Source organism: Streptomyces sp. CA-288835, from assembly GCF_050936385.1.
GTDB lineage: Bacteria > Actinomycetota > Actinomycetes > Streptomycetales > Streptomycetaceae > Streptomyces.
Genome location: NZ_JBNJMW010000001.1, coordinates 11,744 through 34,932, shown reverse-complemented (window position 1 = coordinate 34,932; position 23,189 = coordinate 11,744). Strand labels below are relative to the sequence as shown.

Annotated in this window: 23 protein-coding genes; 16 read left to right on the top strand and 7 right to left on the bottom strand. The window is 70.5% G+C overall.

Annotation, left to right across the window (positions count from 1 at the left end; genetic code table 11):
• Positions 1-269 precede the first annotated feature (269 nt).
• The 9 genes from ACQEVY_RS00170 to tpg all read left to right on the top strand — a co-directional run bounded on the left by ACQEVY_RS00170 (position 270) and on the right by tpg (position 9,849).
• The gene (locus ACQEVY_RS00170) at positions 270-1,826 is read left to right on the top strand and encodes a Mu transposase C-terminal domain-containing protein (RefSeq protein WP_432943492.1); all 1,557 of its coding nucleotides are present in this window, start codon (positions 270-272) and stop codon (positions 1,824-1,826) included.
• Entirely contained in the window at positions 1,823-2,650 is an 828-nt protein-coding gene (locus ACQEVY_RS00165; protein WP_432943490.1) for an AAA family ATPase, read from the top strand. The genes ACQEVY_RS00170 and ACQEVY_RS00165 overlap by 4 nt, the downstream gene beginning before the upstream one ends.
• Positions 2,644-3,462, top strand: a complete 819-nt coding sequence (locus tag ACQEVY_RS00160) for an AAA family ATPase (RefSeq protein ID WP_432943488.1) — start codon at positions 2,644-2,646, stop codon at positions 3,460-3,462. The genes ACQEVY_RS00165 and ACQEVY_RS00160 overlap by 7 nt, the downstream gene beginning before the upstream one ends.
• Positions 3,459-4,889 carry a hypothetical protein gene (locus ACQEVY_RS00155; RefSeq protein ID WP_432943486.1) on the top strand — a complete coding sequence of 477 codons (1,431 nt, stop codon included), beginning with the start codon at positions 3,459-3,461 and terminating at the stop codon, positions 4,887-4,889. The genes ACQEVY_RS00160 and ACQEVY_RS00155 overlap by 4 nt, the downstream gene beginning before the upstream one ends.
• A complete protein-coding gene (locus ACQEVY_RS00150) occupies positions 4,886-5,668 on the top strand; it encodes a hypothetical protein (RefSeq protein WP_432943484.1) in 783 nt (260 codons plus the stop codon). The genes ACQEVY_RS00155 and ACQEVY_RS00150 overlap by 4 nt, the downstream gene beginning before the upstream one ends.
• Positions 5,669-6,150: 482 nt before the next feature.
• Complete coding sequence (locus ACQEVY_RS00145; RefSeq protein ID WP_432943482.1) at positions 6,151-6,768, top strand: hypothetical protein; 618 nt, start codon at positions 6,151-6,153, stop codon at positions 6,766-6,768.
• 65 nt (positions 6,769-6,833) lie between these two features.
• A complete protein-coding gene (locus ACQEVY_RS00140) occupies positions 6,834-7,220 on the top strand; it encodes a hypothetical protein (protein ID WP_432943480.1) in 387 nt (128 codons plus the stop codon).
• Between the two features lie 17 nt (positions 7,221-7,237).
• Complete coding sequence (gene tap / locus ACQEVY_RS00135) at positions 7,238-9,289, top strand: telomere-associated protein Tap (RefSeq protein WP_432943478.1); 2,052 nt, start codon at positions 7,238-7,240, stop codon at positions 9,287-9,289.
• Between the two features lie 5 nt (positions 9,290-9,294).
• Positions 9,295-9,849 carry a telomere-protecting terminal protein Tpg gene (tpg, locus tag ACQEVY_RS00130; protein WP_432943476.1) on the top strand — a complete coding sequence of 185 codons (555 nt, stop codon included), beginning with the start codon at positions 9,295-9,297 and terminating at the stop codon, positions 9,847-9,849.
• A gap of 93 nt (positions 9,850-9,942) precedes the next feature.
• On the opposite strand, the gene ACQEVY_RS00125 is transcribed toward tpg, so the two are convergent.
• The 3 genes from ACQEVY_RS00125 to ACQEVY_RS00115 form a co-directional block, all read right to left on the bottom strand.
• Positions 9,943-11,343 carry a Helicase associated domain protein gene (locus ACQEVY_RS00125; RefSeq protein ID WP_432943474.1) on the bottom strand — a complete coding sequence of 467 codons (1,401 nt, stop codon included), beginning with the start codon at positions 11,341-11,343 and terminating at the stop codon, positions 9,943-9,945.
• Positions 11,238-11,468, bottom strand: a complete 231-nt coding sequence (locus ACQEVY_RS00120; protein WP_432954987.1) for a zinc-ribbon domain-containing protein — start codon at positions 11,466-11,468, stop codon at positions 11,238-11,240. The genes ACQEVY_RS00125 and ACQEVY_RS00120 overlap by 106 nt, the downstream gene beginning before the upstream one ends.
• 156 nt (positions 11,469-11,624) lie before the next feature.
• Complete coding sequence (locus ACQEVY_RS00115) at positions 11,625-12,689, bottom strand: hypothetical protein (protein ID WP_432943472.1); 1,065 nt, start codon at positions 12,687-12,689, stop codon at positions 11,625-11,627.
• A gap of 178 nt (positions 12,690-12,867) precedes the next feature.
• Here ACQEVY_RS00115 and ACQEVY_RS00110 point away from each other — a divergent pair, with 178 nt between their 5' ends.
• From ACQEVY_RS00110 to ACQEVY_RS00095, 4 genes are all read left to right on the top strand, one after another.
• Entirely contained in the window at positions 12,868-13,131 is a 264-nt protein-coding gene (locus ACQEVY_RS00110) for a helix-turn-helix transcriptional regulator (RefSeq protein WP_053744018.1), read from the top strand.
• Positions 13,132-13,300: 169 nt separating this feature from the next.
• Complete coding sequence (locus tag ACQEVY_RS00105; RefSeq protein WP_053744019.1) at positions 13,301-14,164, top strand: DUF6083 domain-containing protein; 864 nt, start codon at positions 13,301-13,303, stop codon at positions 14,162-14,164.
• Entirely contained in the window at positions 14,161-14,643 is a 483-nt protein-coding gene (locus ACQEVY_RS00100) for a hypothetical protein (protein WP_432943469.1), read from the top strand. The genes ACQEVY_RS00105 and ACQEVY_RS00100 overlap by 4 nt, the downstream gene beginning before the upstream one ends.
• Complete coding sequence (locus ACQEVY_RS00095; RefSeq protein WP_053744021.1) at positions 14,640-16,100, top strand: UvrD-helicase domain-containing protein; 1,461 nt, start codon at positions 14,640-14,642, stop codon at positions 16,098-16,100. Before ACQEVY_RS00100 ends, ACQEVY_RS00095 begins: the two co-directional genes overlap by 4 nt.
• Positions 16,101-16,267: 167 nt before the next feature.
• On the opposite strand, the gene ACQEVY_RS00090 is transcribed toward ACQEVY_RS00095, so the two are convergent.
• Complete coding sequence (locus ACQEVY_RS00090) at positions 16,268-17,305, bottom strand: acyl-CoA dehydrogenase family protein (protein WP_229878017.1); 1,038 nt, start codon at positions 17,303-17,305, stop codon at positions 16,268-16,270.
• Here ACQEVY_RS00090 and ACQEVY_RS00085 point away from each other — a divergent pair.
• Positions 17,280-18,059 (top strand): CoA transferase, encoded by a 780-nt coding sequence (locus tag ACQEVY_RS00085; RefSeq protein ID WP_432943466.1) that lies wholly within the window; start codon positions 17,280-17,282, stop codon positions 18,057-18,059. The genes ACQEVY_RS00090 and ACQEVY_RS00085 overlap by 26 nt on opposite strands.
• Here ACQEVY_RS00085 and ACQEVY_RS00080 read toward each other — a convergent pair.
• The 3 genes from ACQEVY_RS00080 to ACQEVY_RS00070 form a co-directional block, all read right to left on the bottom strand.
• Positions 18,056-18,775 carry a TetR/AcrR family transcriptional regulator gene (locus ACQEVY_RS00080; RefSeq protein WP_328841837.1) on the bottom strand — a complete coding sequence of 240 codons (720 nt, stop codon included), beginning with the start codon at positions 18,773-18,775 and terminating at the stop codon, positions 18,056-18,058. The genes ACQEVY_RS00085 and ACQEVY_RS00080 overlap by 4 nt on opposite strands.
• A 48-nt stretch (positions 18,776-18,823) precedes the next feature.
• Positions 18,824-19,906, bottom strand: a complete 1,083-nt coding sequence (locus ACQEVY_RS00075) for an LLM class F420-dependent oxidoreductase (protein ID WP_432943464.1) — start codon at positions 19,904-19,906, stop codon at positions 18,824-18,826.
• Between the two features lie 132 nt (positions 19,907-20,038).
• Positions 20,039-21,196, bottom strand: a complete 1,158-nt coding sequence (locus ACQEVY_RS00070) for an acyl-CoA dehydrogenase family protein (protein ID WP_053744024.1) — start codon at positions 21,194-21,196, stop codon at positions 20,039-20,041.
• Between the two features lie 81 nt (positions 21,197-21,277).
• Here ACQEVY_RS00070 and ACQEVY_RS00065 point away from each other — a divergent pair, with 81 nt between their 5' ends.
• On the top strand, positions 21,278-22,159 hold the full coding sequence (locus tag ACQEVY_RS00065) for an HpcH/HpaI aldolase/citrate lyase family protein (protein WP_432943461.1): 882 nt from the start codon (positions 21,278-21,280) through the stop codon (positions 22,157-22,159).
• Complete coding sequence (locus ACQEVY_RS00060; protein ID WP_432943459.1) at positions 22,156-23,160, top strand: MaoC family dehydratase; 1,005 nt, start codon at positions 22,156-22,158, stop codon at positions 23,158-23,160. The genes ACQEVY_RS00065 and ACQEVY_RS00060 overlap by 4 nt, the downstream gene beginning before the upstream one ends.
• Positions 23,161-23,189 lie beyond the last annotated feature (29 nt).

The following is a 23,189-nucleotide window of genomic DNA, read 5'->3' as shown; positions in this document are numbered from 1 at the left end:
CGCCCTTGGCCAGGCCCGGCCTGCACCGGCCTGGCCGTATCACCGGCATCAAATAGCGCATGTTCTCGCTGAGTGAAGGTGAAACGGCCCAGAGCCCACTCGTTTTAGTGACAGCCTCCTCCGGTTCGGTCACGCCGCATTTAGCCTCAGTCCACGCTGTGCGGCACCCGACCGTGCCGCCTGTGTTATCTCTGCCGGGGGAGGCTGTACTTGAGCGCTGCGCCGCTGTTCGCCTGCTGGTCTTACAGGTTCCGCCGACGGTGATCACCGTGGACGATGAGTCGGAGACGGGTCTGGGGCGGCCCCGCGACGAGCTGAGGCCTGCCGCGGTTCGTCAGATGCTCAGGCTGCGGGAGTCGGGGGAGCTGACCACCGCGCACATGAGGCTCATTGCCGAGTCGGTGGACGTGAGTCTGCGGCAGGCGTGGCGCTGGCTGGCCGAGGCGGAAGAGACCGGCTCACTGGAGAAGCCCGAACGCAGGCGCTTCAAGATCACCGAAGAGATCATCGATGTCCTCGCCGACTACCGGGGCAACGTCAAGCGTGCCCACGAGCATCTGGTGTGCGAGGCCAAGCGGGCGGGGGAGAGGCCGATCGGCCTGACCACGCTGCACGACGCCATCGCCCGTGACCTTGACCCCGGTTTCATGGCCGGGCTGCGGGAAGGCATCCCAGCTGCCCGCGGTTTCGATCCCGCCTTCCAGCGCCCGGCGGTCGCCCGCAACCAGGTGTGGGAAGGGGATCATAAGCAGGCCCCGACCGTCGTGATGATGCCCGACAAGAAGCTGTCGAACGTGTGGGTGACGTGGTTCGAGGACCGGGGCACCAGCAACGTGATGGGCTGGGCGGTCACCGCCGGATCTGCGCACCGCGGATCGGTCCTGGCGGCCGTGCGGGCCTCTGTGCTGCGCTACGGGCCCGCCGGCGGGCTGCCGCACCTGGTGCGGGTCGACGGTGGCTCCGACTTCATGTCCAAGACTGTCCGGCGGACCTTCGGTCTGCTCGGTGTGCCGATGCACAAGGTGCGCAGCGCCCGCCACAAGGGCGGGATCGAGCGGCTGAACGGCACCAGCATGACCCGGTTCTTCGCTGACCTGCCCCGCTACACCAAGGCGCCCCTGCTTGACCACCGTCGCCGCGTCGGCGACCAGGACCCGCCCCTGGCCTTCCAGGCGTTCGTCGACAAGCTGCGCCAGTGGGTTGAGGAGCACAACACCCAGCACGTCCTTGAACGAACTGGGATGACACCGCTTGAAGCGTGGCTGAGCGACCCCACCGAGATCCGGCCCGAGCCCAGCCCGGAAGAACTGCGCGGCTTCATGCTGGAGAGCGACAACAAGATCCACAAGATCACCAGTCACGGAGTGGAGTTCCGCAACCGCTACTACATGCCGGAGAAGGGGGTGGGACGCATCGGTCTGGAGCTGCGCGTGCGGTGGATGCCCCACCACGACCACGAGATCGACCTCTACACCTTCCGTGGCAACCGCTATCTCGGCCGGGCCTTCCTCAGCAACGAGGCCAGCGAGGAGATGCGCAAGGCAGTCCTCAGCGACCGTGACGAGCACAGCGAGGTGCTGCGCCAGGCCTTGAAACGCTCCGCCGAACGCAGGCGGGAACGCCACCTGCCCTCCACTCAGCCCGAACTCCCCGTCCGTGCCATCCGCATGACGGAGCAGGAGGCACGCGCCGAACTGGAGGGCACCACCCCATCCACACCGCCGCGACGGCGCGTACAGCCCTACCAGCCCCTGACCCCGCTCCCGCCCACCTGGCGGCGCCCCGGCCAGAGCCCTGTTCCTTCAACGGAGGACGACGCCTCATGACCACTGCTCCGAAACGCAAGCACATGCCCAAACGCCGCGCTGCGCCGGACGCGGGCCAGCCCGCCACGGCACCGCGCCGCCGGCCTGACCTGCGTCCGCAGTTCTTCCTCGGCCTTCAGGACTCCACCCTGGTCGCCACCGACACCTTGTTACAGATCAAGGACACCGTCATCGACACCGTCGAGTCGAAGGCCATGTCCGTGATCTACGGCGACGCAGGGCTCGGCAAGAGCTTCAGCACCCGCGCCACGATCCAGGAAATGAACCCGGACCTGATCCTCCCCCTGGACTTCGCCCGCTCCCGCCCCGGCCCGAAGGACCTGCGCGAGGAGCTGTTCCACCAGATGAACCTCAGCTGCAAGATGCCCGGTACCCCCACCGCGTTCGACAAACTGCTGCGCGAGACTCTGCCGCGGCGCCCGTACGTGATCGTGTGCGACGAGGCCCAGCAGTACCGGCGGGAGAACTTCGAGTTCCTGCGCAAGCTGTGGGACAACTGCGATCCCAAGCCCGCCATCATGTTCGTCGGTGGCCGGGAGGCCTACGAGACCCTGCAGAGCGACCCGGCGCTCGCTTCGCGGATCTACATCCGCCTCGAGATCCTCGCCATGACCGAGGACGAGGTCCTCAAAGCCGTACCCGACTCCCACCCCGTGTGGCGGGACGTCGACGAGGCACTGCTGAAGCGGATCGACACCCAGTACACCCTCGGCTCCTTCCGCGAGTGGGTCAAAGTCACCAAGCACGTCCTGAAAGGCATGGAGCACTTCGGCGCCGAGCAGGTCGACGACCGCATCGTCGACTGGGCCCTGGCCCGATGCTGACCGAGACTGCTGCGCAAGGGTGTGCGGCCACGCAGCCGTTTCCCCTCGCCGACGAGCCCGCGCCCCGCGAACTGCACTTCCTCAGCCTGGCCGGGGCCCGCACCGTCGCGACTCCCGGCCTCACGGCAGTCCAACGCGCACTCGCCGATGCCCACCGTCAGCAGCGTTTCCTGTGCGTGCTGGGCGACGCCGGCGTAGGCAAGACCTTCGCCGTTCACGCCACCGCCCTTACCCGCTTTCCCGAGGCGCACCTCCTGCTGCGCCTGGGCGCCAGGCCAGGACCGGCTGATCTGCGCGCTCACTTGCACTACGCCCTCGGGCTGAGAGGCGAACCACCCGGCGACCCGGCGGCCTCCGATTCCCTCATCCGCCGCGCGCTCGACGCCGGGCCGCACATCGTGGTCGTCGACGAAGCCGACCGGATGCCCGACACCTGCTTCGAATACCTCCGCTTCCTGCACGACGACCTTCCCGGTGGACTCTGCGTGGTGCTGATCGCCGGACAGGGCGGTGAACGGGCCCTGCGCGCCCAGCAGATGCTGCACACCCGCACCGCGGCATGGCTGACCCTCCTGACGATCGCCGGCGACCAACTCGCCCGCATCATTCCCGCCCTGCACCCGCTGTGGCACACCGTTGCACCGGATCATCTGCGGATGCTGGACGGCCGCTTCGCCCACGGCACCTTGCGCCGCTGGGCCCTGCTGACCCACCACGTCCAGCGCGCCCTGGCCGCCGCCGGCGCCACCCACCCCGACCCCGGCCTGCTGCGGCAGGTCATCCGCCGCATCGACACCTCACGCCAGCCATGACCGTGACCTCACCCGCCCACCTCGTCACAGGGCCGGCGCCGCCGCCCGTCACGCTGCTGCTGGACACCCACGACGACCGCACCATCCACGCCGCCGCCTACCAGCGTGCCCACCCCCACCGCGGCCGCATCACCACCGACCCCACCCCCCACACCAGCAGCCTCGCTTACCTCGCCCTGGACCTGCTGCGGGCCATGGGCCGCGACAGCTTCTCCCACCCCGATGCAGAGCGAATGTCCACCGATCCCGCCTGGCGCGCGGTGACCTGCTGGACGCTGAACACCGGCCTTGCGGAAGCCATCGTGCTGCGCGCCCACCGCCTCACCCACGAGCGCCTCAAACGCCTGGCCACGTGGCGCACCGAGACCGGTATCCACCTGATCCTCATCGCCCACACACCCACCCCGGCCGACGAACAGCGCCTCAACGAACGCCTCACCGCCGCCAACCTGACCGACCTCACCGCCGTGCGCGGCACCGACACCATCCTGAACACCATCGGCCCGGCCGCCACCGGCCGACGCCACGGCCCGCCCCCGCCCGACCACGCCTATCCGCTGCCCAGCCTGCCCCGCAGCGGCGTTGCCGCCTTCCGCGCCGACTGCTGGCGCCGCCAGAACGACCTCGACTTCGCCCACGCCGACGGCCAATACCGAGCCGGCTATGCCGCCGCCCGTACCTGGCTGGCCGGCCACACCCCACCACCGCCACCCTCCGACACGCCTCAGGCCGAGAACGCCGGTCCGGACGGGGCCACCCCCTGGCGGAACATGGAAGGCCTGCGCCTGTTCCTGGCGCGGCTGACCGTCCTCAGCCCCAGTCCCCAGCACACCCTGGCCCGCATCCGCGGAGCCCAGGCCGGATTCCTCAGCCAAGCCCTCCTGCTCAACGTGCCCGACGACCTAGCCAAGCACGGCGGCCCCGGCATCACCACCGTGCCGATCACACCGCGTGTGGCGCACATCCTCACCACCCAGCTGCCCAACCCGCTGCGCGCCGCTGCCGTCGCCGCCCTGCTGTTCACCGGCACCAGCCAGTCACTGCTGTCCATGACCCAGCTCGCCAGCGTCGGCGAGCACGCCACCGTCCTGGCCATCGACCGCGACTCCCGGATCAATGTCGGCGTGCCACCCGGCCCACGGCACATGTACGCCATCCCGCACCGCGCCCGCCCGCTCCTGGCCGCGGCCCTGGAATTCCGCCGCCGCACCCCACGCACCGCCGACCACCTCGGACTGTTCGCCAACTGCTTCGGCACCTCCGAACGCTTCGACCACCTCATCCGCGACGTCAGCCTCCACATCCCCACCGTCCTTCACCCCCACCCCACAGAGGACTGGCACACCGCTGCCCGCTGCTGGCACCTCAACACCCCCGTCCCGGCCATGGCGCCCACCATGCCCCCAGCACCCAGAGCACACCCGTGACCCACCCGCTCCCGCACCCACCCGACCTTCCGGATTCGGCAGCCTTCGACCTGCCCTACCTACGGGCGCGGGCATCCCAATGCCGGATCGCCGACGACGAACTGACCGCGCTGACCGGCATCCCCACTGCCGACTGGGAAGCCCGTCTCACCCCGCAGAGCCTCAGCAGCGCGGCGATGATCGCCCTGGCCCGCATCCTGAACACCTCACCCGAATCCCTGCTCTGTCAGCCCGGCACCGCCCGCGCGGGCCCTCGCCGCAACCCGCAACTCACCCCCCAGGCCGCCGTTCTGCACGCCGCCCTCATCGAAACCGGCCCCGTCCACCCCGACGACCTCGCCTCCGCCCTGGAATGGAATCCCACACGCCTGACACGAGCCACCGCAGCTCTCAAGGCCCATCTCGACCAGCCCAACAGCCCGCAACGCTTGATCTCTACCGAAACGACCATCCATCTGGCCGCCACGCCCGGGCTGCTGACCTCCCGCCAGCTCGACAACCTGCACCACGCCGGGCACTGCGCCGCAGCACTCAGCCCCACCGAGGCCACCGCCGCAGCCCGCCTGCTCAATCACACCGTGCTCGGCCTGCCCGTCAACGCCTCGGCCGCTCAGATCCCGCGCCTGACCAACCGGCGCCTGCTGGCCCCCATCGGCCCGCCAGCCCCCCACCCCGACCTGCTGTTCGCCCTGGGCCTGACCGCCTCCCCGATGATTGGATACCCGCCCGAATCCGCCACGGTGCTCACCGGCGCCCAGGCCGCTCTCGCCACCCCATGACGCCCGTCCCGCGGCTCCGGCTCCGCCGTCGGCAGGCCGCTCCGATCACCAGGGATCCCTGACATGGCTTCTCTACCCGGCCGACCGGAAAGAGGCCGGCACTCCTGGCAGCCGGCCCGACCAAGCCCGCCTGGTGCCGACCCCCGCACCGAGCACGGCCAAGGCCGCGATCGATGACGCCATCAAGGCCGGCGGTATGACGTGACATTATGGAAACGCCGACGCCGGCAGGACACCCGCCGCTCCCCTGGCGCTCCGCAGCACCGCACGCGAGCAAGTGATCTGGTCACGGCCCGGTTTCCGCTCGTACGCACCCTGCGCGAAGACCTCTTCCGCGCCCTGAGGACGGACGGGCCCGTCCCCCGCTCGTCCGCAAGCAGCCGAGGTGCGACGGAAGTCCAGTCGAGCGCGGTATCACGTCACACGACTTACTCCGGGGGCGCCATGAGCGACCTCGTGCCCCATGCCGGTGAACAGCGCACATGCTCATCCCGGACAGCCGTGACACGGCGGCGCCGGCGGATGCCGTGAATCCCATCAACGCTCTGGGAGAGACGAGCGTCGACCTTCTGGTGTGCGGGCCCGGCCTGCACGAACCGCCGTCATGGGATCTGCTGCGTACTCCGTGGCGTCCGCCCGTCAGGGTGGTCGTCGACAGCCGCGATGACGTCGGATTCACGCGCGCTGCCCTGCAGCTTCACAACCCGGCGGCAGGTCACCTGGTGGTACATCCCGCCGACGCCCACCGCGAGCGACAGGTGTGGGACGACCTGAGCCAGGCCTTGGGGGAGGGGCCACCGCTTCCCGAGGGGTCCTCACTGGTTCATGGGAAGCGTGAGCACCAGGCTGCCTACGCCGTGGCCCGGACGCGGGCCGCCCGCACGGTGACGTTGCTGCGCACCCATCTCATGCACATGGGCATGTGGGCCGACCTGGTCCATCTGCACCGCACCACCCGGGTAGCACTCATCCTGATCCACCACGCCGATCTCCCGGAGGACCTCAGGCATCTGCTGCAGCACTGCGACCACCAAGTGACCGACACGATCGAGGGCATGAGGATGCTTCACTGCGTCCCGCAGCTCGGTGCATGCCCCTGAACACCGCCCATACCCAATGAAACAACAATACGTTGTTTCATTGAGTAATGAGGTAAGCTGGGCACATGGCACGTGATGCTCGTGATGAGGCCCGGCGGCGTTTGTCCGCCCTCGCGCCGGACCCCACCGCTCAGTGGGCTCCGGCGCGCAGCCTGGAACGTGATGCCGCCCTGCTGGGGCGGCTACTGATGGCTGCCGCCAACCACCAGCAAACCGGCGGCCGTGCGGCGGACGTGACCTCGGATGATCTCGGTGCGGCGCTCAGCCTGTTCGAAGACATGCGGCATCAGCTGGACCGGTTGGAGTCCCAAGTGGTCATCGAGGCCAGGCGCCGTGACATGGACTGGCGCCAGATCGCGCAGCATCAGGGGCTGAACTCGCAGCAGGCTGCCTCCCAGCGCTATCAGCGGCTGATGACCCGCCTCGAAGAGATCCGCCAGGGCGTCAGGTAAGAAGGGGGGAAGCTCAGATGACGGACCAGCCGCAGGAACTGTTCGCCGCTGTCGACTCGCTGCTTGCCGCCGTCGATGACGGTACCGTGCTGCCTTTGCCGGCCGAGCGGGTAAGACTGCGTGAGGCGGCCGGGCTGACCCGGGCCGCCATCGCTCAGGCCCTCGGTACGCGCGTGCCGAGCATCGAGGCGTGGGAGGACGGCCGGGCCGAGCCGAAGGGGGAGCGCCGCGAGGCATACCGCCGTCTGCTCGAGGGGCTCGCTCAGCGCCATCCCGCCCCCTCCCCGCCCTCCAGCCGGCCCGCGGCTCAACCGAAACCGCCTTCTGAGTCCTCGACTCAGAACACGCCGGCGCCGACGGCACGTCCTGCTCGATCGAGCGGGCCAACGCGTGCTGCCGACGCACGGTTTCCCAACGGGCCGCTGGCGGTGCTGGACGGGGACGGCACCGCCTACTGCCTGGGCGGGGTGCTGCTGGAGTGCCCCGCGGCCACGATCCCGCAGCTGGCTGACTGGGTGCTGCGTCAGTCCGGGCTGGGTGCGGAGAGGCTGCGCCGGCACGGCAAGGACTTTGACCCGCTGATCGTCCTCACCGCTCAGGCAACTGCCCGCTTCGGCCTGCCCGCCCAGCTGGAGGACCGCCGGAGCCTGCGCCTGCCCGACGATCATCCAGTGGTGCGTCAACTCGACGGTGCGAAGTGGAAGCTGACGCGCCGTGGGTTCGGCCCCTGGCCGCGTATCTACCGGCCGGCCCAGGACGGGCGCCGCCAGTGCGTGCAGCTCGCCATCCTGCCCTGGGGCGCCCTCGACACCCGTTCCTGGGGGACAGCCGGCCAGCTGGAGCCGGCCGAACTCGCCCGCCTGCTCGGCACCTACGCCACCCGCGTGCTCACCCCCTGCGGCTCTACCGCCGTCACCGGCCTGGAACTGATGACCGCGCTGCGCCCGCCCACCCGCGCGGTGAAGGACCCCGCCACCGGGAACTGGGTCTCCGGCCCGGTGCCCGGCTCGCTGACCGAGGCGGTGGAGTGCGCCCCGCCCGAGGCCCCCGACGGACACCCGGCCGTCGCCGCCCTGTATCCCCGCTTCCACCAGCGCACCCCCGACCAGGTGCTGGACGAAGAGGCCTACCAGTGGTCCCGGCCGCTGACGGACGCGGAATGCATGAAGCCCTACGTGGTCGGCATCGACGTCAACATGGCCTTCGCCGCGGCCGCCAACCGGCTCACCGTCGGCCTGTCCGCCCCCGTCCACGTCCATCGGCCAGTCTTCGACGCGAAGCTGCCCGGCTCCTGGCTGGTCGACCTCTCCCACATCCGCCTCGACGAGCGCCTGCCCAGCCCGTTCACCCCGCACGGCGAACGCCCCACCGGCCCGGCCTGGTACGCCACCCCGACCGTCGCCTACGCCGTCGAACTCGGCTACTCCGTCATCCCCCTTGAGGCCTACCTGCGCTACGAGCACGGCCCCTACCTGGATGCCTGGTACACCCGGCTGCGCGACGCCTACATCGCCACGATGGCCGACCTCGGCATCACCCCCGGCATGCCGGAGGAGCAGTTCCTGGCCGCGATGGCCGGCCACCAGCACACCGACCCCGTCCTCGCCGCCGTGCTCAGCGCCATCAAGGCCACCGTCAAAGGCGGTCTCGGCAAACTGCGCGAGCGGGCCCGCAGCGGCGGCTGGCGGCCGGGCGAGCCCTGGCCCGCGCTCGCCCGCCCGACCTGGCGCCCCGACATCCGCGCCGCGGTCATCGCAAGCGCCCGCGTCAACATGCACCGCAAGATGCTCAAGCTCGCCACCCACGCGGACCTGTACCCGGTCGCGATCCTCTCCGACTGCGCCGTGTACCCCTCCGACGGCCCCAGCCCCCTCGACTTCCTGCCCTACCAGGACGGCAAACCCCTGCCCGGCGGATTCCGGCTCGGCGTCTCGCCCGGGATGGTCAAACACGAGGGCACCCAGAGCGTGCTGTGGGCCGAGGGCCTGCTCGAGGAGCACGGCCCGGACGTGAACATCGCCCGGCACATCAAAACCGGCATCGTCGCCGACCAGGACGAAGGGGAGTAGACCCGATGGGCCTCATCGCCGACAGCCTCGCCAAGGCCGACGCCGCGCACTTCACCCGCCCCATGCCGAAGTCGGCCCAGAAGCAGATGCAGTTCCTGGTCAAACAGACCAAAGGCACCAAGGGTGCAGCCGACCTGCTGGGCGTCACCCAGCGCACCGTCGAGCGGTACCTCACCGGACAGCTCAAGCAGCCCCGCCGCCACCTCGCGGAACGGCTCGCCGACGAGGTCCGCAAACGGTGGCAGCCCCGGGTTCGCGACCGGGCCAGAAAGCAGGCCGCCACGACCGGGGGCATCATCATCGACACCCGGGCACGCTTCGGATTCACCGCCGCCCCGGGCACCACCGACGACCCGCGGCTGCGGCCCATCACCCAAGGCCTGCCCCCGGCCTACGCCGCACGGCTCTTCGACGCCCACGCCGCCGGAGCCACCGAGCAACAGCTGCGGGACATCGTGGCCGAAGGACTCCAGGAGATCTACTTCAAAGACCGCGGACGGCGCGCACACGGCCTGCTGGTGGACTTCACCGACATCGACTACCTCGACGTCGACTACTGACCGGGGCGGTACTCTTCCACGCGCTCCGGCATCTGCGCCTGAGTGCTCAAGCAACTGGGCGTGATAGCCGGCCGGTACGCCCCGCTGGCCGGTTCAGGCGAGTTCCTCCCCGTACCGGGCGAGCAGCGCGCGGAGTGCGTTGGCCCTGGCGTCGTCGCGCCCCTGGAGACGGTTTTTCTGGTTGCGCTTCCACCGGGCGAGCGTCCTCTCCTGCTCGCTGCCGAGGGGCAGGCTCGGCCGCAGCTGGCCGTGTGCTGTGCCGAAGTCCGTGAGCTGCCGGAACATCGCCTCCCACTGATCGCCCCGCTGGCCCCATGTCCATCCCGCCAGCGCCTCCAGATCGACCTTCTGCGAGTCCAAGAGCCTGCCACGGTTGGTGCGCCAGGAATTCAGCCAGATCCCGATGAGGTGGCCGTTCCACTCTTCGCGTTGCTTGATGGATGCGACGGACCGACCGGTGGTGGTGACGAACTGCTGCATCAGCTGAACCTTCGCCGTATGGCTGTCACCGAAGGGGGCCCAGGACCAGCCGGGTATCTCCTCCAGGGCCTTGAGCTGGTCGTCCGGCAGGTCGCGGCCGTGCGCGACCAGGTCTTCGCGTCGGCTGCGGAGGTTATTCGCCCACACGGTGGCCTCGCGGCCCGGCATCGCCTTCTCGCGCTCGTCCGGATCCGTGGCCTCGGCACGCCGAAGGTAGGCACGGTACCGGGACCAGAAGCCGGCTTCGTGCGCGGTGCCGCTGGACCAGGTGGGGATGGCGGCCAGCCGCTCGACCCGATCCGGCCGCAGGCGTCCCTGGCGCTGCAAGCCCCTCTGCTTGCGGCTCCATCTGCCCAGACTCCGGCCGTCGACAGCCACATCATCGGTGGGGTAGCAGTTGCCGGCATCGGCGGCATAGGCCACCAGGGCCTCGAACATGGAGTCCCAGGCATCGTTGTGCGCCGTGTACTCGATCTTCAGCGCCTGCTCGCCGATCCGTTCGCGGATCCATTCACGCGCCGTCGCGGCACCTTGCGGAGCGGCAAGGGCCCGGTAGCGCTCGGCTGCACCAGCATCGACCAGGCCGAGCTGCGCCAGGTGGTCCAGGACGTCGGCCGCGGCCTCCTCGGGCTCGGCGACGAAGCCGACCACGACGTCATAGGCGCTGTCGAGGAGGCTGAGGGGGTCCTCACGGATACGCACCACGGTCCAGCCGGCGGAGCGCAGCCGCTGGGACTTCATGCTGTCCTTGCGCCGTGAGTCGGCGGTCCCGTGGAAGTAGGAGCCGTCGAACTCCAGGACGAGACGCAGGCTGTCGGCCTCGATGACCATGTCGACATGCTCGACGCGGGTGGTACGTATGGCGCCACGGCTGGGGTCGATGGGAAGGACAGTGCTGAGTTCCGCCTTCAGGCGCAGCTCCTGCGCGGACGTTTTGACCAGGCGGCAGTCCGGGCAGCCAGTGCCATAGCGCTTGCGGAAGCCTCCCGTGCGGTTCCCACGACGGCTTCCCACCCGTCGTGATCGTCAGGGAAGTCCGGGCAGCGCCACCAGACCTTCCGGCTGGCTCCTACCGTGAGTTCATCCGCCGTGATTCCCGACTTCTCGGCGTCCAGCGTTGCGGCCAAGTCCGGCTTCACCGTCGACAACCGGTTCTTGTCCGTGATCTGCACACTGGCCAACGCCCTTTGCCCCTCCGCACGAGCGGTCTCTTTGCGGGCCGCACCGCGGCCACCATATGTACTGCCCCTGACGAGGGGCGGTGCGATCTTCCTGTCCTCTGCCCGGAGCCGGCCTCAACACCGCGGTGCCTGGTGGCGGCGGGGCCGTACCGCAGGGCGGGCTCGTGCACGAGGCTGGGGCAGGTGCCAAAGCACCTCGTCGGTCTCCCGGTTGTGGTGCCAGGCTCCCAGTGTGCGGGTGGTCACCAGCCGGTCGAGAAGCTCTCCGGTCTGCTGCGGGTTGTGCCCGCACAGGCGGGCGAGGACGTCCATATCGGCGCTGTGTTCGGCATCGACGGACGTGTGTGCGGCCAGCACCAGAGCGGTCAGCCGCAGGGCGGGCGGCGCGGCCGGCAAGGCCAACGGGGCGGGACGCAGCGCCCAGTGGGCGGCGCGGCAGCGGGCACGGCGACCGGGCGCCAGGTCCAGGACCGCGGCATCGAGCAGCCGCACCTGCACGGGCACCGACCTGACGGCCGGCGGCTCCAGCCAGCCGGCGTGGGCCAGCTCCTGCCACAGCTCCCGGTGCCCGCCCATGCGCATGCCGCGCAGCAGACCCGTCGGCAGCCGGACATGCCCGCGGCTGTTGGTGCGAAGGGCGCACTGCAGGCCCAGCAGCCGGGCGGCGGGGGAGGTGAACCGGGGCAGCGCGGCGCCGAGGTAGGTGAGCATCTCCCGCACCCGCAGCCGCTGGTCGGACTCCACCCGGAGCCCGACCAGCGGCTGCGGCGGCGCGCAGGCAGAGGGAAGCGGCCGGGGAGAGTTGACCAGCGTGTCCGGCACCACGGCGGTATGGCTGGTCGCCGCCGCGCAGGCCGCGCAGGTGTCGGCCAGTCGCCAGGTGCGGCCGCTGCGGTCGCGGGTGAGGGCCAGTAGCACCGGACCGCCGCACCCCCGGCGACGCGGATGCCACAAACAGCCCTGCACCCGGCACTGGCAGCTACGCAGATACGCCGGCAGTGCGTCGGCGCGGGCATGGCAGGCCAGATGTGCCAGGGCGGCGGACCGCGCGGAGGAGGCCGTAAGGGGAGAGGTGTGGGCGGTGCAGGAGGGGCAGACGAGCGTGGGGCCGCCCGCCCGCGGACGCAGCTCCACTGTCCAGATGCGCCGCACTGCGGCATGCGCGCCACCGAGCCTCATGGGCTGGTCGTCCTCCTGTCCGTTCGCGCCGTGGCGGGGGCTCACCGTGACAGGCCCCCGAGACGGACGCACCGTAGTGCAGTTTCCCGCACTGCGAAGCTCGCTTCACCCGCTCCGCCCGGCGAAAGTGCAGAAACCCGCACTGACGGGGCAGGGGTCTGCACCGTCGGATGGTGGGGTGACGATCTTGCCGCCCGCCCCCGACCTCACTGCGCTGCGCGTTGTGCTCGCGCGCCTGCGGGCCGAGCGCGGCTGGACCTTCGACGAACTCGCCGACCACAGCGGTCTGGCCCGGCGCACCCTCATCGACCTCGAACACGGCCGCACCACCGGCAGTGTTACCACCTGGCACGCCCTCGCCCACACCTTCGATGTGCCCATCGAGCACTTCCTGGGCGCCCTGTGCGAGCACCACACTCCGCCCGGCACAGCCCGTTCCTGAACCCTCACTTCGCCCCGGCGTGCACCACGTCATGAATCACCCGATCAGGCATCAGGCATAGAACAACCATCCGCAATGACGCTCATGTGTGCGGGATTGTTGGGCTGGCCGTGGGAAATCCCTCCGACACGTTGCTCGCGCCTGCGTGTCGCCTGGCACGGTCCCTGCCATGTGCCCCACTCCCGCCCCTGCCGGCCGACACTGGGACGGCAGCCCCCGCGTCACCCACCGCCCCCGCCCCCTGCGGGTGACCGCCACCAGCCCCAGCCGCCTGCTGCGCGCAGGCCAACACGGCCGCTGCCGCCACTGCGGCAACCGCATCGACCTCTACCCGCGCACCGACCAGCGGCCCATCGCCCTGCACCCCACCGAACTGACCGCCGCCCACGTCCCCGAATCCTGCCGCTGGCACCTGAGCGGCGGCATCGCCCACCCGCACGGCGACGGCAGCGCCTGGTGCCGCATCCCGCACGCCGTGCTCTGCCCGCGCCGCACCCCCACCTGCCGACCCAGCCCCTGCCTCGAGGCGCTCCGCCGCCAACTCGCCGTCCGTACCCGCCGCCTGACCGACACCGGCGCCTTCACCCCTGCCCTGCCCTCAAGCGGCGGCGCACCGGCCGCCGACGCCGACGGACCTGACCACCCCGTCGTGCAGATGCTGCTGTGCCGCTACCTTGCCGAGCGCCCCGTCGAGGGCCTGCGCTGCGTGGCCCAGACCCGCCACCGTCACCACTGCGCCAACCCGGTCCTTGCCACCACCAGCCCGGCCGGGACCTGGAGACTGCTGCCCACCGGCCCCCAGCGAGGTCAACTCGCCCTGCCCGACACCCTGATGGCCGTCTACGACCTGGGCCACCTCCCCTACAGCGAGCAACTGCGCTGGCGCGCGCAGCACTGCCCCGCACATGCCGCCGCCCCCGGCGTCGCCGACCTCGCCCTGGCCGGATGGCAGCCCTTCGACGCCCTCCTGCACGCGGCGCACATCCACACCCGCCTGCCCCAACCCCCGGCCCGCCGACACGGCAGGGGATGACGATGCCGCATCACGCCCTGGAAATCGTGCTCACCCGCCCCCTGTGCCCGGCAGCCCTGCTCCGCGCCGCCCGCGTGCTGCCGCTCGCCGCCAACCACGACGCCACCCGTCTGATGGCCCTCGTATCTGCCAAGACCCCCCACCGGGCCGCCCGCCGGCTGCGCCACCGGCTCGGCGCACGGCTGCCGATCGACGTGATCACCACGCACTACCCGGACGCAGACCACAAGGTGCTGCTCAATGTCGTCTTCCCGCCCGCCGCGCACGCTGTCCTCACAGCCGATGCCCGCCGCGCGCAGCAGACCCCGGAGCGGTACGTGGAACTGGCCCTGCACCGGGCCCTGGCCGAGCACGCCGACCAGGAGATCGACCGCCTCGACCACGCGGTGGGCCAGATGCGGGCCCATACCACCCCCGCCTACCTGCTGTCCGCCGTCGGGCACGCGCTCACCCGGCTCCCCGAGAGGCCCACGCCATGAAACCGACCGACGAACAGACGGCAGCAGCCGACGCCTTCCACGCCGGCGACCACCTCGCCCTGCAGGCAGGCGCCGGCACCGGGAAGACCACCACCCTCGCCCTCCTCGCCCGCACCACCACCCGCCGCGGCCGCTACCTCGCCTTCAACCGGGCCATCGCCCAGGACGCACGAACCCGCTTCCCGAACACCGTCCAGTGCAAGACCGCGCACGCCCTTGCCTACGCGGCCATCGGCCACCGCTACACCCGCCGCCTGAACGCACCCCGCCGCCCGGCCTGGCAGACCGGCCAGGCCCTCGGCGTCACCAAGGCCATCCGCATCGCAGAGCGCGACATCTCCCAAAGAGCCCTCTGCCACACCCTGCTGCGCACCGTGGCCCGCTTCTGTCACACCGCCGATGAGGCCATCACCCGCCACCACGTGCCCCGCCTGCGCGGCCTGGAGAACAACGATCTCCACACCCAACTCGCCGCCCACATCGTGCCCTTCGCCCGCAAAGCCTGGAGCGACCTGCACAACCCCGACGACGGCGCGGTCCGCTTCGACCACGACCACTACCTGAAAATGTGGGCCCTCACCCAGCCCAGGATCGACGCCGACTTCCTGCTGCTGGACGAGGCCCAGGACACCAACCCCGTCGTCGAACACATCTTCCTCAGCCACCGCGACCACGCCCAGCTCGTCATGGTCGGCGACTCCGCCCAGGCCATCTACCACTGGCGCGGCGCCAAGGACATCATGACCGGCTTCGACGGCACCCAGCTCACCCTCTCCCAGTCCTTCCGCTTCGGCCCCCACCTCGCCGAGGAAGCCAACCGCTGGCTGCACCTGGCCGACGCCCCCCTCCGCCTGACCGGCACCGAGACCGTACCCACCGAACTCGGCCCCCTCACCCGGCCCGACGCGGTGCTGTGCCGCACCAACGTCGGCGCCATGTCCCACGTCATGGGCCTGATGACCGCCGGATGCCGGGTGGCGCTGGCCGGGGGAGGAGACAGCCTGCGCGCCCTGGCACTCGCCGCCCGCGACCTGAAAGAAGGCCGCCGCACCACCCACCCCGAACTTCTCCTGTTCCCCTCCTGGGGCGAACTGCAGGACTACGCCGCCCACGACCCGGCCGGCCGCGACCTGCAGCCCCTGGTCGACCTCGTCGACACGCACGGCACCGACGCCATCCTCACCGCCGTCGCTCAACTCGCCCCCGAGCAGCACGCCCAGGTGACCGTCTCGACCGCCCACAAGGCTAAAGGCCGCGAATGGCCCGGCGTGAAGATCGCGGACGACTTCACCCCGCCCCAGGACCCCGACCAGCACGACGACGCGGGCCAGGCCGTACCCGCACCCATCGACGACGGAGAGGCCCGCCTCGCCTACGTCGCCGTCACCCGCACCCGCACCCGCCTCGACCTCGGAGGCCTGTCCTGGATCCACGAACACCCACATGGGACGCCCTGACGTGTCCCCGGCGCTGTTCACCTGCTGGGGTGGGTCGCCCAGCACGCGGTGGCATCCTGGGCGGTCAGAGCTACCACGGGTGTGGCACCCGATTCCGGCAGGACCGGGGCCAACGCCGGCGGTTGTACCGGGCCCCCGCGACGTCGTGGGCCCGTGGACAAGCAGCCTCACCCGGCCAGGTCGCGTCCGATGATCTCCTTCATGATCTCGGTGGTGCCGCCGTAGATCGTCTGGATCCTTGTGTCGACGAAGGCACGGGCGACCGGGTATTCGGTCATATAGCCGTAGCCGCCGTGCAGTTGCAGGCATCGGTCGATGACGCGCTTTTGCAGTTCGCTGACGAACCACTTGCCCTTGGCGGCGTCCACGGCGGTCAGCTCCCCCGCGTTGTAGGCGCGCACCGAGCGGTCGACATAGGCCTCCGCGATGTCGAGCTCGGTGGCCATCTCGGCGAGTTCGAAGCGGATGTGCTGCAAGTCGCCGATGGGCTTGCCGAATGCCCGTCGGTCGAAGCAGTAGTCGCGGGTGAGGTCGAATATCGCCCGGCTGGTGGCGATGGCTGTGGCGGTCACGCCGAGCCGCTCCCTGGGCAGGTGGCTCATGAGCTGCGGCAGCCCCTCTCCGGGGGAGCCGAGCAGGTTGGCGGCAGGCACGCGCACCTCTTCGAAGTACAGCTCGGCGGTGTCCTGGCCGGGCAGGCCGATCTTGTCCAGCTTCCGGCCGCGGGTGAAGCCCGGCATGTCCCGCTCAACCACCATGAGGCTGAAACCGCGCGACCCGGCGTCGGGGTCCGTGCGCGCGGCGACGATCACCAGGTCGGCCATGATTCCGCTGGAGATGAAGGTCTTCTGGCCGTTCAGGATCCAGTCGTCGCCATCGGGACGGGCCGAGGTGCGGATGCCCCGCAGGTCGCTGCCGGTGCCCGGTTCGGTCATCGCGAGCGCGCCGATGGTTTCACCGCGGGCGAAGCCGGGCAGCCAGCGCCGCTTCTGTTCGTCCGTGGTCAGGTCCAGCAGATAGTGCAGTACCAGGTCGTCCTGCAGGGCGACGGTGAGGCCGAAGGACAGCGTGTGGACGCGGGCGATCTCCTCGCAGACGACCATGCGGTAGCGGTAGTCCGACTCGCCGGCGCCGCCGTATTCCTCGCCGATCTGCAGGCCGTAGATTCCCGATGGGCCGATGGCCCAGCTGGCCGGGCACGACATCGGATACATCGCCCTGACCGGTGCCCTGCACGCGATCGGCAGCTCCGGCGGACCGCCGCAGATTCCGCTCAATCTGCTCGGCGACTTCGGCGGCGGCGGAACCTACCTCGTCATAGGCGTCCTCGCGGCGCTGCGTGAAGCCGACCGCACCGGCAGGGGACAGGTCGTCGACGCCGCCATTGTGGACGGCACCGCCCATCTGCTGGCCGGGACCCACATGATGCTGGCGACCGGGACGTGGCAGGACGAGCGGGGCGTCAACCTCGTGGACGGCGGAGCGCCGTTCTATGCGGTGTACGAGACCTCCGACGGCCGCCACATGGCGGTCGGCGCACTGGAGCCGAAGTTCTATGCCGAACTGCTCGTCGTCCTCGGCCTCGACGAGGACCCGGCAGCTCAGCACGACCGCACCCGGTGGCCGCTGCTGCGCGAGCGCATCGCCGGGGCGTTCACCGGCCGCACTCAGAGCGAGTGGGCACAGGCGTTCTCGGCGTCGGACGCCTGCGTGGCACCGGTGATGAGCCTGCGCGAAGCCGCCGGCCACCCGCACCTCAAGGCCCGCGGCACGGTCGTGGAGCACGACGGCGTCCTGCAGCCCGCTCCCGCACCACGCTTCTCCCGCTCGCCCACCACCCTCGGATCACCCCCGCCGGTGCCCGGCCTGCACACCGCCGACGTGCTCAAGGCGTGGGGCGTCGGCGATGCCGAAGCGCTGCTGACGTCGGGGGCCGCCGTACAGACAGCCGCGGTCTAGGCGCCGCGGACCGCTCGGGAGGGCGTGGCGGCCGTACGCCGCGTCCGGCCCTTCGTTGTCGGCTGCGCGGCGCCCTGTTCCTGCACGGCCGCAACCCCCAGCCCATGACGTACGAGTGACTGCGCGGTGCGGACGACGACGTCCAGCGAGCCCTGGCGGGGGTTCCACCATTCGGCGGCCCAATTCAGGGCGCCCAGGACGAGCATGCGGGAGACCCGGGGTTCGAGGTCGGCGCGCAGTTCGCCCGCCTTCTGGGCGTCCTGGATGAGGGTGCGCCACACGTCCCCGTACTGGGCCTCCTCGGCGAGCTGCCGAGTGCGGATGTCCTCGGGGAGTTGGCCCGCGTTCCTGATCGCGGCGGTGGCGAAGTCCGAGATCGCCAGCTGATAGCGCAGGTGTTCCTCGACGGCCGTGTCGATGCGGTCCATGGGGCCGGCGTCTGCCGGAAGCGCGTCGAGTGCCTTCACGAGGTGCTCCCGCATCCGGGCCACGCCGACCCACATGACCTCTTCGATCAGCACTTCTCTGGACGAGAAGTAGTAGTAGATGGCCGGAGCCTGGATCTGGGCCTGCTCGGCCACATCGCTCAGTCGGGTCCCCGCGTACCCTTTGCGGCTGAGGACGTGGGCCGCAGCGTCCAGGATGCGCTCTCGCGTGCGTGCCGCCTTGGAGTCATTGGGCTCAGCAGGCGGCTTGCTCGCGGTTTTTTTAGGCATGAATCAATTATAGGTGTGACCTGTCGTGGCGCTGACGTGCGGTGTGTGTCATTGTCCGTCCGGGACTGGCTGTACGGGGCTGCCCATGTCGTCCACGAGGTGACGTACCGCTTTGACCGTTCCGGCCGGGTCCGTTCCGACCGGGTCCAGGTTCAGGGTGGTCACCCCGGCCTCACGGTAGGCGTGGATCCGCTCCGCGACATAGCCGGGCGGCCCGATCATCGTGGTCCGGACCAGCCATTCCCGGGGGACTGCGGCCTCGGCTTCCCGCTTCTTCCCGTCGAGGTAGAGGTCCTGGATGGTCTTCGCCTCGGCTTCGAAGCCGTACCGGCAGGCCAGGTCGTTGTAGAAGTTCTTGCCGCGGGCACCCATGCCGCCGATGTACCGGGCGACCATCGGCCGCTCCTGGTCCAGCAGGTCGTCGACCGGCAGGTTCTCGCCGACGGCGACCGGACCGCCGGCGACGACGTCCAGCGGGGCCAGGTTCGGGGAGCGCCGGGCGCTGCCCGCGGCGAGCGCCGGCCCGAAGACCTTCGCTGCGCCCTCAGGCATGAAGAAGAACGACTGCCAGCCGTCGGCCACTTCGGCCGTCGCCTGCAGCGAGCGCTCCATCAGCGACGCCCAATAGATGGGGATGCGGTTGCGGTACGGGTGGTTGATCAGGCGCAGCGGCTTGCCGAGCCCTGTTCCGCGGTCGGCGGGCAGCGGGAGTTGGAAGACCTTGCCGTCGTGGGTCAGGGCTTCCTGCCGCCGCCACACGCTGCGGCAGATCTCGATGGTCTCTGTGATCCGTCGCATCGGCTGCTCGAACGGCACGCCGTGGAAACCCTCGATGACCTGCGGTCCGGAAGCACCGAGCCCGAGGGTGAACCGGCCGCGGGACAGGCTGTCCGCGCCGGCGGCGCTCATGGCCAGCAGGGTGGGGGTGCGGCTGAAGACATTGACGATGCCGGTGCCGATCTGGATCCGGTCGGTGATCGCGGCGAGGTAGCCGACGAGCGACATCGCGTCGAAGCCGTAGGCTTCTGGTACCCACACCATGTCCAGGCCCGCGGACTCCAGTTCGCGCACCAGCCCGGCCGTCTCCACCGGGTCACCGGTGTACCTGGACAGCAGCATCGACAGTTTCACATCGTCCTCCAGTCGGGATCCCCGGCCGGTCCGGCGCTTCGCGTACCGGCTCTTGACGCCAAGGGTGTTCTCCAGCGTGTTGTTGAACGAACGCCTCGTCGTTCTTGCGCGAGGCAGGGGCGTACACAGCCCCTACACCAGGCCTCCCCGGCTGATCAGCTGGGCGGCGATGACATTGCGCTGGATCTCGTTGGTGCCCTCGCCGACGATCATCAAGGGCGCGTCCCGGAAGTAACGTTCGACGTCGTACTCCGTGGAGTATCCGTAACCGCCGTGGATCCGTACGGCGTTGAGTGCGATCTCCATCGCGGTCTCGGAGGCGAAGAGTTTCGCCATCCCGGCCTCCATGTCGCAGCGGCGCCCGGAGTCGAACCGTTCTGCGGCATGCAGCACCAACTGGCGGGCCGCGGTGAGCTTGGTGGCCATGTCGGCGAGATAGTTGCCGATCGACTGGTGCTTCCAGATCGGCTTGCCGAAACTCTCGCGCTCCTGGGCGTAAGCCAGCGCGTCGTCGAAGGCCGCCTGCCCGACTCCGAGCGCCCGGGAGGCCACCTGAATCCGGCCGATCTCCAGGCCCTTCATCATCTGGGCGAAGCCGTCTCCCTCCACTGCGCCCAGTACCGCGTCGGCGGGCGCGTGGTAGCCGTCGAAGGAGAGCTCGCAGCTCTCCACTCCCTTGTAGCCGAGCTTGGGCAGGTCCCGGGAGACGGTGAGCCCCGGGCCGTGCTCGACCAGCAGGATGCTGATGCCCTTGTGCCGGGGTGACGCGCCGGGGTCGGTCTTGCACAGCAGCGCGATGAGCTGCGAGCGGCGGGCGTTGCTGATCCAGGTCTTGGTGCCGCTGATGACATAGCCGCCGTCCGGCCGGCGGCGGGCGGTGGTGCCCATCGCCTGGAGGTCGGAGCCGCCGCCCGGCTCGGTCAGGGCCATCGTGGCCCGGATTTCGCCGGTCGCCATCCTCGGCAGGTAGCGGTCCTTCTGCTCGTCGGTGCCGAAGGCCAGAAGCAGCTTGGCGACCACCGTGTGCCCGCCCATGGCCCCGGCCAGGCTCATCCAGCCCCGGGCCAGCTGCTCGGTCACTCCGACATAGCAGGAGGTGGACACGGGTGCCTCGCCGTAGGGCTCGGGGATGGCGAGGCCGTAGACGCCGAGTGCCTTCATCTGGTCGATCAGCTTCTCGGGGTACTCGTTGGCGTGCTCGAGCTCCCGCACCACCGGCCGCACATCCCGGTCGACGAACTCCCTGACGATGTCGACGACGGCCTGTTCCTCGTCGGAAAGGATGGACATGCGGGCTCTCCTCGCTCGGCTACCGGTCTGGCGTCCAACCGGATTATAGTCGAAATTAAATTAAATGGGAGAGGGGCTCGGATGGCTGAGGACAATCCGGCGGGAGCGCTCAGGTCGTGTCTGTCGGTGCCGGGGTCGGACGGCCGCAAGATCGCGAAGGCGGCCGGATCCGGGGCGGACGAGATCGTGCTCGACCTTGAGGACGCGGTGCCTCCGGCCGGCAAGGACGGCGCGCGGGACCTCGTGGCCTCCTGGTTGGGTCGGAGGGCGGAGATCGGCCCGCGGATCGCGGTACGGGTCAACGCGCCGCGGACTCCGTGGTGCCACGCTGACGTGATCGCCTGCGTGCGTCAGGGTGGCACGGCGTCGATCGTGCTGCCCAAGGTGGAATCGGCCGGGGACCTGGCCTTCGTGGACCGGCTGCTGGACGGGGCGGAGGCTGCCGCCGGATGCGTCGAGCCGGTCACCGTACAGGCGCTGATCGAGACGGCGGCCGGCCTGGCCAACCTGCGCGAGATCGTGGCGGCCACCTCCCGTCTGACCACCCTGATCATCGGCTACGCCGACCTGGCGGCCTCGCTCGGCCGCGCGGCCGACATCCCGGCCGAGACCTGGCTGTGGGCGCAGGACACCGTCTTGACAGCCGCCCGCAGTGCCGGCCTGGCGGCCGTGGACGGGCCGTACCTCGAGGTGGCGGCCGACGAGCGGTTCACCGAGAGCGTGCGCCGCGCCGCTGGGCTTCGACGGCAAGTGGGTCATCCACCCGCGCCAGATCCAGGCAGTGACGAGGCGTTCACGCCCTCGGCGGACGAGGTGACGCGGGCACGGGCGGTTCTGGCCGCCCTGCGGGAGGGCCACGAGCGAGCCCAGGGCGCGGTCACCCTCGACGGCCGGATGGTCGACGAGGCCGTGGCGTCGGCGGCACGACGTGTGCTGGCGAAGGCGGGAGGATCGCGGGTATGAGCGCGGCACACACGGCCGAGGGGCCGTACTTCGACGAGCTGACGGTCGGTCAGGTCTTCGGCGGCGCACCGTCGATGACGCTCACCGCCGGCCACGCGGCGGCCCATCAGGCGATCGTGGGGGACCGGCTCGCTCTACCGTTGGACGCGGAGCTGAGCCTGGCGGTGACCGGGCAGGCTCCCCTCGCGCATCCGGCCCTGGTCTGGGATGTGGCGATCGGCCAGTCCACGGTGGCGACCCACCATGTGAAGGCAAATCTCTTCTACCGCGGGCTGGTGCTGCGGCGCGCACCCCTCATCGGCGACACCCTGAGTACCTCCACGCACGTGGTGGCGCTGCGCCAGAACAGCAGCCGCGAAGGCCGCCGGCCGACCGGCCTGGCGGCCCTTCGCATCATCACCACGGACCAGCACGGCCGCCCGGTACTGGACTTCTGGCGGTGCGCCATGCTGCCCCTCCGCGACCCGGACGCGCGCACCGGCCACGCCGCCGACCTGGACGCCGTCGGCGACCCGCCCGACAGTGACGCGCTCGCCGCGGTCGCGGCGGGGTGGCGGCTCGACCGGTTCGCGGAGCGCGTCGCCGGACCCCGGTTCGGCGAGATCACCGAGGGCAGCGTCTGGGAAGTCGGTGGCGGAGACGTCGTGTCGAGCGCCCCTGAGCTCGCCCGGCTCACGCTCAACGTGGCCAAGGCGCATCATGACCGGCGCGCGGCGGGCGGGCAAAGGCTGGTCTACGGCGGCCACACGATCGGCGTGGCCCTCGCGCAGGCCGCCCGGGCTCTGCCGTCCATCGTCACCGTGGCCGGCTGGCACGGCTGCGACCACCTGGGCCCCGTGCACGAGAGCGACACCCTGCACAGCACCGTCACCGTCGAGCGCAAGCACGCGCTGGACGGCCACGGCGGGCTGGTGCACCTGCGGTCGAAGGTCCACGCCACCCTCGCCGACGAGCCGCCGCGCGACGTCCTGGACTGGCGGTACGTCGTCGTACTGGCCTGACCGAGAGGTCAGCCCGCCCCGGACGGTTG

What these genes read in the sequence shown, in the direction of transcription:
- ACQEVY_RS00140 (WP_432943480.1), top strand. Translation starts at nt 6,834, where the DNA reads ATGGCACGTGATGCTCGTGATGAGGCCCGGCGGCGTTTGTCCGCCCTC.
- tap (WP_432943478.1), top strand. Translation starts at nt 7,238, where the DNA reads ATGACGGACCAGCCGCAGGAACTGTTCGCCGCTGTCGACTCGCTGCTT.
- ACQEVY_RS00105 (WP_053744019.1), top strand. Translation starts at nt 13,301, where the DNA reads ATGTGCCCCACTCCCGCCCCTGCCGGCCGACACTGGGACGGCAGCCCC.
- ACQEVY_RS00090 (WP_229878017.1), bottom strand. Translation starts at nt 17,305, where the DNA reads ATGTCGTGCCCGGCCAGCTGGGCCATCGGCCCATCGGGAATCTACGGC.
- ACQEVY_RS00160 (WP_432943488.1), top strand. Translation starts at nt 2,644, where the DNA reads ATGCTGACCGAGACTGCTGCGCAAGGGTGTGCGGCCACGCAGCCGTTT.
- ACQEVY_RS00070 (WP_053744024.1), bottom strand. Translation starts at nt 21,196, where the DNA reads ATGTCCATCCTTTCCGACGAGGAACAGGCCGTCGTCGACATCGTCAGG.
- ACQEVY_RS00085 (WP_432943466.1), top strand. Translation starts at nt 17,280, where the DNA reads ATGGCCCAGCTGGCCGGGCACGACATCGGATACATCGCCCTGACCGGT.
- ACQEVY_RS00155 (WP_432943486.1), top strand. Translation starts at nt 3,459, where the DNA reads ATGACCGTGACCTCACCCGCCCACCTCGTCACAGGGCCGGCGCCGCCG.
- ACQEVY_RS00100 (WP_432943469.1), top strand. Translation starts at nt 14,161, where the DNA reads ATGACGATGCCGCATCACGCCCTGGAAATCGTGCTCACCCGCCCCCTG.
- ACQEVY_RS00145 (WP_432943482.1), top strand. Translation starts at nt 6,151, where the DNA reads ATGCTCATCCCGGACAGCCGTGACACGGCGGCGCCGGCGGATGCCGTG.
- ACQEVY_RS00095 (WP_053744021.1), top strand. Translation starts at nt 14,640, where the DNA reads ATGAAACCGACCGACGAACAGACGGCAGCAGCCGACGCCTTCCACGCC.
- tpg (WP_432943476.1), top strand. Translation starts at nt 9,295, where the DNA reads ATGGGCCTCATCGCCGACAGCCTCGCCAAGGCCGACGCCGCGCACTTC.
- ACQEVY_RS00115 (WP_432943472.1), bottom strand. Translation starts at nt 12,689, where the DNA reads ATGAGGCTCGGTGGCGCGCATGCCGCAGTGCGGCGCATCTGGACAGTG.
- ACQEVY_RS00165 (WP_432943490.1), top strand. Translation starts at nt 1,823, where the DNA reads ATGACCACTGCTCCGAAACGCAAGCACATGCCCAAACGCCGCGCTGCG.
- ACQEVY_RS00065 (WP_432943461.1), top strand. Translation starts at nt 21,278, where the DNA reads ATGGCTGAGGACAATCCGGCGGGAGCGCTCAGGTCGTGTCTGTCGGTG.
- ACQEVY_RS00060 (WP_432943459.1), top strand. Translation starts at nt 22,156, where the DNA reads ATGAGCGCGGCACACACGGCCGAGGGGCCGTACTTCGACGAGCTGACG.
- ACQEVY_RS00080 (WP_328841837.1), bottom strand. Translation starts at nt 18,775, where the DNA reads ATGCCTAAAAAAACCGCGAGCAAGCCGCCTGCTGAGCCCAATGACTCC.